Source organism: Brevundimonas sp. GN22 (assembly GCF_054824005.1).
The window spans coordinates 1-10,668 of record NZ_JSYD01000115.1 but is presented as its reverse complement, the minus strand read 5'-3'; the positions used below and the strand labels follow the sequence as shown (position 1 = coordinate 10,668).

The 10,668-nt window shown below is 61.6% G+C and carries 9 protein-coding genes; 5 read left to right on the top strand and 4 right to left on the bottom strand.

The features are described 5' to 3' along the window. Window positions 1–303: 303 nt before the first annotated feature. Entirely contained in the window at window positions 304–1,011 is a 708-nt protein-coding gene (locus OB03_RS13690) for a rhomboid family intramembrane serine protease (protein ID WP_242915498.1), read from the bottom strand. A gap of 76 nt (window positions 1,012–1,087) precedes the next feature. Between OB03_RS13690 and hfaA the strand changes: the two genes are divergently transcribed. The 4 genes from hfaA (at window position 1,088) to OB03_RS13670 (ending at window position 6,757) form a co-directional block, all read left to right on the top strand. After that, window positions 1,088–1,546 (top strand): holdfast anchoring protein HfaA, encoded by a 459-nt coding sequence (gene hfaA, locus OB03_RS13685; RefSeq protein WP_242915496.1) that lies wholly within the window; start codon window positions 1,088–1,090, stop codon window positions 1,544–1,546. Window positions 1,547–1,557: 11 nt separating this feature from the next. Beyond that, window positions 1,558–2,529, top strand: coding sequence for a holdfast anchoring protein HfaB (gene hfaB / locus OB03_RS13680; RefSeq protein WP_461344527.1), 972 nt, complete (start codon window positions 1,558–1,560; stop codon window positions 2,527–2,529). Continuing rightward, complete coding sequence (gene hfaD, locus OB03_RS13675; protein ID WP_461344526.1) at window positions 2,462–3,694, top strand: holdfast anchor protein HfaD; 1,233 nt, start codon at window positions 2,462–2,464, stop codon at window positions 3,692–3,694. The genes hfaB and hfaD overlap by 68 nt, the downstream gene beginning before the upstream one ends. 183 nt (window positions 3,695–3,877) lie before the next feature. After that, entirely contained in the window at window positions 3,878–6,757 is a 2,880-nt protein-coding gene (locus OB03_RS13670) for a M16 family metallopeptidase (protein WP_461344525.1), read from the top strand. Window positions 6,758–6,825: 68 nt separating this feature from the next. Here OB03_RS13670 and OB03_RS13665 read toward each other — a convergent pair whose 3' ends face one another. Both OB03_RS13665 and OB03_RS13660 read right to left on the bottom strand, forming a co-directional pair. Beyond that, window positions 6,826–7,701 (bottom strand): hypothetical protein, encoded by an 876-nt coding sequence (locus OB03_RS13665; RefSeq protein WP_461344524.1) that lies wholly within the window; start codon window positions 7,699–7,701, stop codon window positions 6,826–6,828. Between the two features lie 130 nt (window positions 7,702–7,831). Continuing rightward, window positions 7,832–8,359, bottom strand: a complete 528-nt coding sequence (locus OB03_RS13660; RefSeq protein WP_461344523.1) for a gamma carbonic anhydrase family protein — start codon at window positions 8,357–8,359, stop codon at window positions 7,832–7,834. A 300-nt stretch (window positions 8,360–8,659) separates the two neighbouring features. On the opposite strand from OB03_RS13660, the gene OB03_RS13655 reads away from it, so the two are divergent. Next, on the top strand, window positions 8,660–9,436 hold the full coding sequence (locus OB03_RS13655) for a PhoH family protein (protein ID WP_242915500.1): 777 nt from the start codon (window positions 8,660–8,662) through the stop codon (window positions 9,434–9,436). Window positions 9,437–9,487: 51 nt separating this feature from the next. Here the strand turns inward: OB03_RS13655 and OB03_RS13650 are convergent. Then, a partial coding sequence (locus OB03_RS13650) for a cation:proton antiporter domain-containing protein (RefSeq protein ID WP_461344522.1) occupies window positions 9,488–10,668 on the bottom strand: 1,181 nt, incomplete at its 5' end.

Here is a 10,668-nt window from a genome sequence, read left to right as displayed (position 1 = left end):
CATGTCAACCCGACCTTCCGATCTTTTTCCCAAACTGCCGAAACCCGACTGATGGAGAAAAATCCAAACACACAGAAGCGTTTGGGAGGCTGACTAACCGCTGCGAGCCGTTCCGAAGAAGTGGCCGCCGCCGATGACGGGGATGTAGGCCCAGCCTTTACGGTTCACAAGGATCAAATAGCCCTGCTTGAATTCCATCCACAGTTCGGGCCGATCTGGGGATCAAATCGCCCTCTACGCGGACAAATGTGGCGCGATTTCAGGCGATTGTGACCAATCACGTCTCTAAATATGGTGAGCGTATCAGCGGTTCGCAAGGAGCGGGTGGTTTTTGCGGCTGAAAAGAGAGTGGAACGGTCCGATCAGGATGATTCCCGCAACGAATCCCACCGCATGAGCTTCCCAGGCAATCGCCGCCCCCTGCCCCGCAAGCGCTCCGCCCAACAGTCCGGTCAGTAGATTGACCCCCATCCACACCGCAGCGCCGCGCAAGATAGCAGGATGCGTGATCGGTATCAGCAAACCGGGACCCGCTTGGAGGCGCAGGGACGCGCCGATCAAACCAAAGGCTGCGCCCGACGCACCAATGACGGGCGTCGTATCCCCCCAATGGATAGCCGCGTAGCCTGCTCCAGCCAGGACACCGCACACCGTAAAGAATGCCAGCCATCCGACCGGCCCCAAGGGTTTGTCGAAGTCCCGCGCGACAGGCGATCCGAAAGCAACCACCGCTGCCGCATTCATCAGAACGTGCGTCCATCCGCCGTGGACCAGCATGTGGGTGAACAGTCCCGACAGATATCCTTGGGACAAATCAGCAGGGCGCAAACCCATGCCGATCCCGCCGTCGCCCAACTGGCTCTGTGCCACGAACAACCCCACCAGCCCCAGGGCTACGATGAAGGGGACAAAAGGGATTTTGAAGATTGGCTCGCGAGCGGGCCGTTCGGGCGAAGGCGTTACATAGGGGTCCATATATAGAGAGATGGACGCGCCAAGGCCGAACCTCAAGCCGTTCGTGAGAGCTGTCCCATATCTCTGGCATAAGCGTTGCTGTGTTTCCCCGCATTACGGGGGGCCTGTGCCAATGCGTATCAAACTGGAAATCTCGGTTCTGCGACTGTGCAGTGCCGTGGCGATCACCGCGGTGAGCGTCGTCACGCCCTGCGCCGTCCTCGCCCAGCAGTCTGGCAGCCAGGGTTTGGGACAGCTTCAGGCAGGTTACGCAGGCTCCCGCTATAGCACGGCCACGAGCGCCTCAGGCTCCACGCGCGACAGCAACGGCAATCGCCTGATCGTGGACGGCATCATTCAGTCCGGTGCGAGCTCATATCACCAGTCGTCCAGCGGGGTGTCGTCATCGAGCGCGACGACAGGACGATCCAGCCAAGGCGGTTCGGCGATCGGTGGAGCGACGGCCATCGGCAACAATCTGAATGTGGTCGTTCAGGGCAACCACAACACAGTCATCGTCAAATCCAACCAGACCAATACGGGCAACATCAGCGCCGGAACGGTCCTCAATGGCACATTGGTGTTCCCATGAAGCGTTCGCCTATGCACACGGCTCGCTCGGCGGTTGGCCTCCTGGCCGCATCGGCAGTACTGGCAGGATGCGTCAGCCCGACTGCCGGCCCGTCCGGTCTCTATGCCCAGCCCATCGGAAATGCGCCGGTAACGTCCAACCCTACGCCGTACTCGGACGCCTTATATTGTCTGGCCGACTATGCTCGCCGGTACGACCTGCCGTCGCCGCGTATGGCTGTGGGTCGCATCAGTGACTACACCGGCACTGTCTCTGCCGATGGCGGTCGCCAGATCACTCAGGGTGCATCCTTGATGGCGAACTCGGCCTTGGCCAAGGCTGGAGCGCGGCTGGTCGAGCGTTACGACACATCGGTGTCTGAGCTTGAGCTGCGCTATGCCAACAATCGCCTGATCGGCGACGCTCCGGTCGATCCACAAGATCCCGGCTATCGCCGCATTCTGGCCGGGCAGGTTCCCGGCTCGGACTTCTATCTGGTCGGCGGCATCACCGAGGTGAACTACAACATCCGCTCGGCCGGTTTCGATATCGCGGGCGGCCAGGTCAAGGACAACGGCGGCTCGGGCCTCGTGAACGGGCGCGTGTTCGTGATGAACGTCGCAATCGACCTGCGCCTCGTTCAAACCACCACGCTGGAAGTCGTGGATGTGGTGTCCTACCAGAAGCAGATCGTCGGCCGCGAAATCTCGGCGGGCGTGTTCGACTTCCTGAACGGCAACGTCTTTGACGTATCGGCCGGTAGCAGCGGGCTCGAGCCTGTCCAACTGGCCGTCCGAGCACTGGTTGAGCGGGCCACCGTCGAGTTCATGAGCAATCTGTACGGCGCGCCCAGCCCCGACGTCTGCATGGACCCCGCCAATGATCCTCTTGGTGGACGCTCCACCTCCATGGCCTCGCACAATACGGACACGAACAATGACCCAACCCGTGCCAACCGCGCTGATGGGTACCCTCCTCGCGCTGTGCGCCGTCGCGGCGAGTGACGCTTCGGCCCAGTCGAGGCCTATCGTCCTGAACGAGCAAATCCAGTTCGGAGATATCTTCGCTGGACAACAGTTGAACGTAGTCGTTGCCCGACAACAGGTGACAGTGACCAACACCGCGCTCGGAAACCAACTCGCAGGCGGGGCCGAAGAGCGGGATGTATCGGTCCAGAACCGGCAGTACCAGCACGGCACAACCTCGGCCGAGGTCTCTCTATATATAGGAGACGAAGCGGGGGGTCGCGTGACCGCAGTCAATCAGGCGCGCGCCAACGAAGCGAGCATTGCCGCCAACGGGGCCGAACTGGTTCTGGACAGTGACCAAGCCAATTATGGATCGGCGATTGCGCGCACAGTCCTGGGCAACACCGAGGCCCATTTAACCGGCGGCATCAGCCTGTCATCTGCCGCCTATAGCAATGCCATGACTGCGGGCGGGAAGAATGCCGTGACGACGGGCGCGATCAGCCAGTCGACTTCCGGCAGTACGGTGGCCGAGACCTATGCGCCCGCGCGCTATGTTCCGGGCGCGGCCTATTACGCCAGCGACGCCGCCGCAAACCTGACGCAGCTGAACACCACTGGTTCGTCGGCCCAGCGCGTTGAAGTCGGACAGGTATCCGAAGGCTGGACCTCTGCCGAGACCGTCGCCACCGCTGCAAATGCATGGAACAGCATCGCAACCTCTAGCGCCGCTGCCAATCGTATCAATGCATCGAACGCGGGCGGCTCGCAGGTTGTTACGACGAGGCAGTCGAACATCGGCGGCGTTCAAAGCCAAGCCAGTACCTATGCCTATGACTACGGCGATCTGCGCGCCGTCGCCGATGGCGTGGCCAATCAGGTGTCGGTCAGCAATCAGGACGTCTGGGTCGAGATCGACAACAGCCAATTCAACTCGGGTGGCGTATCGGTGCAGGCCGAACTGACCGCGCACAATGGCTATGACGCCTACGTCGGGGCTAATGCCGCCGGCAACAGCGTAACCGGATATGCCTGCTCGGACTGCGGCGGCATCCTGAACGCCAATACGACCCAGACCAATCATGGCAACGTATCGGCTACCGCAGTAACCAGCATCGGCGGACAGGGACGGGCCGTCATTACAGGCACTACCGCAACCGGCAACACAGCCAGCTTCTATGTCACGCGACCGGGCGGCTAAGCTTTTCCGTGACTTAACTTAGCCTTGGTCACTGATGCGCTGTTACATCCGCTGTTCACTGAACATTACATTTCATTAAGTTGATGGCCACAAATGCGCCCTTAGACCTGAAAGGGAGATAAGGGCGTCACGCAACTTTCGCGCGACGTCTGTCCCTACGCCAACGACAGGAGTGTCCAGCGCATGAAGTCCTCCCGCCACCTGCTGCTTCCAGCAGTCTCTGCTCTTGCGTTGACCATCGGTGCCGGACTGCCTCTTGCAGCCTATGCCGAAGCCCCCGCGATCGCCTCCGCCCAGGCCGAAGCCAGCAAGGGCCGACCGTGGCCGCAAGACGCAAGCGACCTGAAGGCCGACGAGCGTTTGAGCTTTGGCCGCATGGACAACGGCATGCGCTATGTCCTGATGCGTAATGCGACACCGCCGGGCCAGATTTCCCTGCGCATGCATTTCAACGCAGGCTCGTTGAACGAGAGCGACGACCAGCAGGGTCTGGCCCACTTTACCGAGCACATGCTGTTCAACGGGACCGAGAACATCCCGGAAAACGAGTTGTTGCGTATCCTCGAGCGTCTGGGCCTGGCTTTCGGCGCGGACACGAACGCGGCCACCAGCTTCGACGAAACCTTCTACCGGCTGGAACTGCCGCGGGGTAACAACGAAACCGTCGATGCCTCCCTGCGTATCATGCGTGAGCAAGTCTCTCGCGCCCTGATGGACGTCGACGCCATCAATGCCGAGCGTGACGTCATCGTCGGCGAAGCGCGCACGCGCGACACGCCAGGCCTTCGTGCCCTGAAAGCGCAGATCGCGCTTCTCGTCCCCGGACAGCGCGTCGCCAATCGCCTGCCCATCGGCGATCTGGACATCATCCGCAACGCTCCGGCGCAAAGGTTCATCGACTTCTATCGCGCCTATTATCGCCCGGAACGCGCGACCTTTGTTGCCGTCGGCGATTTCGACGTCGACCAGATGGAAGCCAAGATCAAAGGCGCTTTCTCGGACTGGCAGAACAATGCGCCGGACGGCCCCGATCCGGACCTCGGCGTTGCCAGGGCCCGCGAGCCTGAAGCCGCAATCCATGTCGAGCCGGGCACACAGTCCTCTGTCAGCCTGTATCGCATCCGCCCGTACGAAGAGCGTCCGGACAATCTCGCCAACCGTCGCGAGAACACTCTTCGCAGTTTGGGCCTTGCCGTCCTCAACCGTCGCCTCGGCGAGATTTCGCGTCAGGACAACCCGCCATTTATCGGCGCGGGTGCCAGCAGCGGTGCCTTCTTCAAATCCGTCGACACCGGCTCGATCTCTGCCTCGTTCAATCCGGGTGGCCTGCAACGCGCGCTCGAAACCATCGAGCAGGAACAGCGCCGTATGATCCAGTTCGGCCCGACAGAGGCTGAACTGCAGCGCGAGATCGCGGTCATTCGCACGGCGATGGAAAACGCTGTGGCTGCCGCCGACACCCAGCAAACCGCGGCCTTGGCGGGCGGCATCCAGAGCCGCGTCCACAACGACATTGTTCCGACATCTCCGGCCGATGAACTGGCCCAGTTCAACGCTGCGGTCGCGAACCTGAATGTCGAAGAGGTCAAAGCCCTGACCGCTAAGGGTCTGGACGGCACCGGCCCGCTGGCCATGGTCACGACGCCTGCCCTGATCGAGGGCGGCGAGGCCGCTGTCGTCAGCATCCTCGAAGCCAGCCAGAAGGTCGAGGTCCAGCCGCCCGCAGCTGCCGCCGCCGCCGACTGGCCCTATACCGACTTCGGTACGCCGACGGCCCCCACGGCGACGAAGACCTTCGAAGCCTCGGGCGCGACCCTCTATACTTTCCCGAACAATGTGCGTCTGGTCTTCAAAAAGACCGACTATCGCAAGGACCAGATCCTCGTTTCGGTCGAAACGGGTCTGGGTGATCTGGCTCTGCCCAGCGACCAGTTCGATCCGCTCAGCCTCGCCTCGGCGGTCTTCACGCCGGGCGGCGTGGGCAAGCTGACGATGGACGAGCTTAACCGCGTGCTGGCGGGCCGCACCTACAGCGCCGGCATGAGTGTCGGTAACGAGGAAGTCTCGCTGTCGGGCACCACCCGTCCGCAGGACCTCGAACTGCAAATGCAGGTTCTGGCCGCCTACTTCACTGACGCTGCCATCCGTCCGGCGCGCCTTGAGCAGTTGAAGGCCATCTACCCGCAGGCGCTGGAGCAAACGCGCGCTACACCGGGCGGTGCCATGGCGCTGGACGGCTCCGTTGTGCTGTCGGGCGGTGACCGCCGCGCGACCCAACCGACCGTGGAGGAAGTCAGGGCACTAACCGCCGATGGCATCAAACAGGCCTATCAGGAGTCCGTTGCCAACGGCCCCATCGACATCACTGTCGTCGGCGACGTTGACGCCGAAGCGGTCGTCGCTGCCGTCGGCAAGACCTTCGGTGCCCTGCCCATGCGTTCGGCCCTGCCAGAGGCTCCTGCCGAGGCGAAGGTTCGCAGCCTTCCCACCCCACGCGCCGAGCCTTACCGCTTCAACCACACCGGTAAGCCTGAACAGGCCGCTGTGACGGTTTACTGGGCGGGTACCGACTCGCTGGGCGACCGTCGTGAAGCACGCCTCGTGGGCCTGATGGCTCAGGTGCTTGAACTGCGCGTCATGGAAGAAATCCGCGAGAAGCAGGCACTGACCTATTCTCCGGGCGTGGGCGCAACTTCGTCGGGCACCTATCCGGGATATGGCTATATCGCCGTCTCGGGTGACGTCGATCCGTCGAAGATCGCGGACTTCCGCGCGGCAGTGACCAAGGTCGTCGAGAGCTTCAAGTCAACGCCCATCACCGAGGATGAGTTGAACCGCGCCCGCGCACCGATGATCGAGCGTCAACGTCGCAGCATGGCCAACAACAACTTCTGGCTCGGTACGCTCAGCACCCTGCAGCGTTATCCGGAGGATGAAGCCCTGAACCTGAACTACATTCCGGTTCTGGAAGCCTTCACCCCTGCCGAAGTTCAGGCCGCCGCCGAGAAGTATCTGCGTCCGGAACGCAGCTGGACCTTCGAGGCCGTCCGCGCCCCCGAATAATCGGCTGAAAACGTCAAAGGCCCCGGATTTCTCCGGGGCCTTTTTCGTTCGTGGGTGTCCCCTCCGGATCAGAAGACCCGGCCACCCACGCCCCCATCCATCATTAGCGTACCGGACGTGGCGAGGCTGCGTTGCACGACCTCCTCGCGGTACTCTGTGATGGTTTCCTCACCGCGCAACACCAACTCCTTCACCCCTGCCCCATAACGGCGCAGCAGCGAGCGTTCGTGGCAGTCGCGCTCCGGTTTTTGCGCGCGGCATTCCAGAACCTTGCCGGCATACCAGAGGGCCTGCCCCTTATCGCAGACGACGGTTTCACCGGTGCCGCCCTCGGCATCGATCTTGGTCCACTGCAGCTTGGTGCCAACGATGCAGCGATAGATTTCGCCCTCATAGCTCTCCAGCACTTCGCGGGACGGACGTACCTGAGATGCTGGATGCGGGACATTGCGATCATCAATGCAGCTGGCCTGAACGCGATAGCGCTTTTCCCAGGAGCGGGTCGAACTGAACGGCACGCGGACGCGCTCTTCGACCATGCCTTCCACTGCCATGCCTGACGTCAGCGGATAAGGCTGATCCACATTGAAATAGGCCCCGCCACCACCGGCGACGATGACCGCACTGCCCGCTCCGGCACCGGCGCGGCCATAGGCCCGGCTCCGGGCATCAGCCACAGCGCTCGCGTTGGCATTGGCCGAAACATTGTTGATGTTCACATTCACATTGACAGAGCCGCCCCCGCCTCCGGCACAGCACGGCGGTGTCACGGGCGCGCAACCGCCACCGGCACAGCCATTATAGGGTGGCAGCGGCGGCGTGGGCGGCGCAGGCGGCGGCGCACAGGTACGGCAACCGTAGTCACCCGCCACCGCCAATCCTGTCACAAGCCAAAGTCCCACCACCGAAGCAGGAGCCAGTACTGTCTTGAGCCGCACCCGCATCGGGAACTCCTAAACCAGTGTCCCCGACCTCACTGCAAATCGCAGGCCGTGCAGGATAGCCGATTCAGGCTTCCGGACGTTCCGCCCTGAGGCAATACAGGCGCAGGCGTCCCTGAATGGTACAGCTTGCCTAGATTTCGGACAGTTCGCGGGCGAACCGCTTCCAGTTCTCGACATAGTGCAAAGCCGACATTTTCAGGCCCATCACCCCGCCTTCGTCCAGTTCGCGGACGACCTTGCCCGGTTGCCCCATCACCAGTGAGTTATCCGGAATGACCTTGCCTTCGGTGATCAATGCATTCGCTCCGATCAGACAATTCCTGCCGATCTTCGCCCCGTTCAGCACCACCGCGCCAATTCCGATCAGGCTGTTGTCGCCGATCTTGCAGCCATGCAGCATGGCCTTGTGGCCAACCGTGACGCCCTCGCCGATCACCATCGGATAGCCGGTATCGGTATGCAGGATCGAGGCTTCCTGAATGTTGCTGTTGCGGCCGATGGTGATGGGATCGTTGTCGCCACGGACCACGACATTGAACCAAATGCTGGCCCCTTCCATCAGGGTCACGTTGCCGATTACCGACGCATTCGGTGCAATCCAGTATTCACCGGCAGCAGGCAGAGAGGGTGCCACTTCTCCAAGACGATAGACGCTCATCGGTTCGTTATCCCGCCGTTGCAATTTCTTGTCTTTAACACTCGCCTAACCACGTTACAGTGAAACTGTTGTAGCGATTCGAGGGCCTATTCGTCCTTCGTATCCGAAGCCGGATCAACCCCGGTCCGGTCTGCACTGGAGGATGCGTTTGACGTGTTCGGTACCAGTTGGTTGTCGGCCATGCGGCGTGAGCCGAGGCACACTTACGGCTGATCCCGGAGACGGCGGTGCGCGCTTCTCCACCCTCCCCACAATGCAAACGTCCAAGGCGATCCCGTTCGGGTTCGCCTTTTTTCTTGCCTGGAGGCATCCATGTCCAAGCGTTCAGCCGTGAAGCGTCAAGTCCGCGAAGGTGTTCTGGACCATCGTGAGTTCTCACCGGATGCCAAGGTCAGACGGCTACCCAACCATGCGGGGTGGTCGCCTTACCCGTCGAACGACGAGCGCGATCAGGCCTATCTGAAGACGTTGAAGCCCAAGTCCGAAGGTCAGGCCGCACTCATGGAGGCCATCGACCGATACAACCTTGTTACCGCCCTCGGCCCCGCCGGTACCGGCAAGACCTATTTGGCCATTGCCAAAGCGGTCGAGGCTCTTGAGGCCGGCAAGGTCGGCAGGATCGTGCTTTCACGTCCGGCAGTCGAGGCGGGTGAAAGCATCGGCTTCCTTCCGGGCGACATGGAAGACAAGCTGGCCCCTTACCTGCGCCCCCTCTACGACGCGCTGTCGGACCGCCTGTCGATGAAGCGCGTTCGTGCCTTGATGGCCGAGGGACTGATTGAGATCGCTCCCATCGGCTATATGCGCGGTCGCACATTAAACAACGCCTTCGTGGTCGTCGACGAGGCGCAGAACTGCACCTACGTGCAGCTCAAAATGCTGCTGACACGCCTTGGCTGGCATTCCACCATGGTTGTCACGGGCGACCCACACCAATCGGATTTGCTGCCCGGTGTCTCGGGTCTGGGAGACATCGCCGAGCGGCTGGAACTGCTGGAAAGCGTGAAGGTCATCCGGCTGGCTGAACAGGACATTGTGCGCCACCCGCTGGTTGCGGAGATGATCGGCGTCCTCTGAAAGGGACCCAAAACATAAAGGCCCGCCATTCACGGCGGGCCTTTTTTAATGTCACATCATCTTTGCCACAGCTTCGGCATCGGAAGCGCGCGGTTGCTCCAATGGCGGCTCAGGGGGCTTGCGAGCTCCCAACCGGTCTATAATCGCAAAGACGAACGGATTGAGCGAAATCGATAGAAGCGCAGCCGCCAGTATCAGGTCATGCGTTTCGCGTGCCATCGCACCCATCTGCATCGATATCGCTGCCAGAATGAACGAGAACTCGCCGATCTGCGCCAGCGATGCCGCAACCGTCAGGCTGGTAGCGCGATCAAGTTTGAAGGCCGTCGTGATCGCAAGCGCTGCCAGCGACTTGCCAATGATGACGATGAATACCACGCCCAATACAGCCCACGGCTTCATCACCAGAATGGACGGGTCGAACAACATCCCTACCGATACGAAGAACAGCACCGCAAACGCGTCTCGAAGCGGCAATGAACGCTCCGCCGCATTATGGCCCAGCGGCGTCCCGTTCAGCACAAGTCCTGCAACGAATGCACCCAGAGCGAACGACGCGCCGAACACCGAATAGGCCAGCCACGCAATCCCCAAGGCGATCGAAAGAACGCCGAGCGTGAACAGCTCGCGCGACTTGGTATGGGCGATCCGCACCAGCAGCCACGGCAGGACCTTGCCACCGACCACAAACATCAGCAGCACAAACAGCGCCACCTTCAACAGGGTGAAACCGATGCTGCCCGCCAGCACGGCTGGGTCAAACACCTGTCCTTCCTTGAGGACGATCAGCGGCAGCATCACCAAGGCCACCACGATCACGAGGTCTTCGACGATCAACCAACCGACTGCGATCTTGCCGATATCGCTCTTGACCTGTTTGCGCTCCTCCAGCGCCCTGAGCAGCACCACGGTCGAAGCTACCGACAAGGAGAAGCCCAACAGGGTCGCTTCCAGATGGCCAAGACCCAGCAGGAAGTAACCCAACGCCCAGCCAAGGGCCGTGGCCGCCGCAATCTGCACCAGCGCACCCGGCAAGGCGACGTGGCGCACCTTCATCAAATCCTTGGGCGAGAAATGCAGCCCCACCCCGAACATCAGCAGGATCACACCCACCTCGGCCAACTGGGGTGCCAGTTCGGTGTCGGCGACATAACCGGGGGTGAAGGGCCCCACCACAACGCCCGCTACCAGATAGCCCACCAAGGGCGACAGCTTCACCCGATTGGCCAACA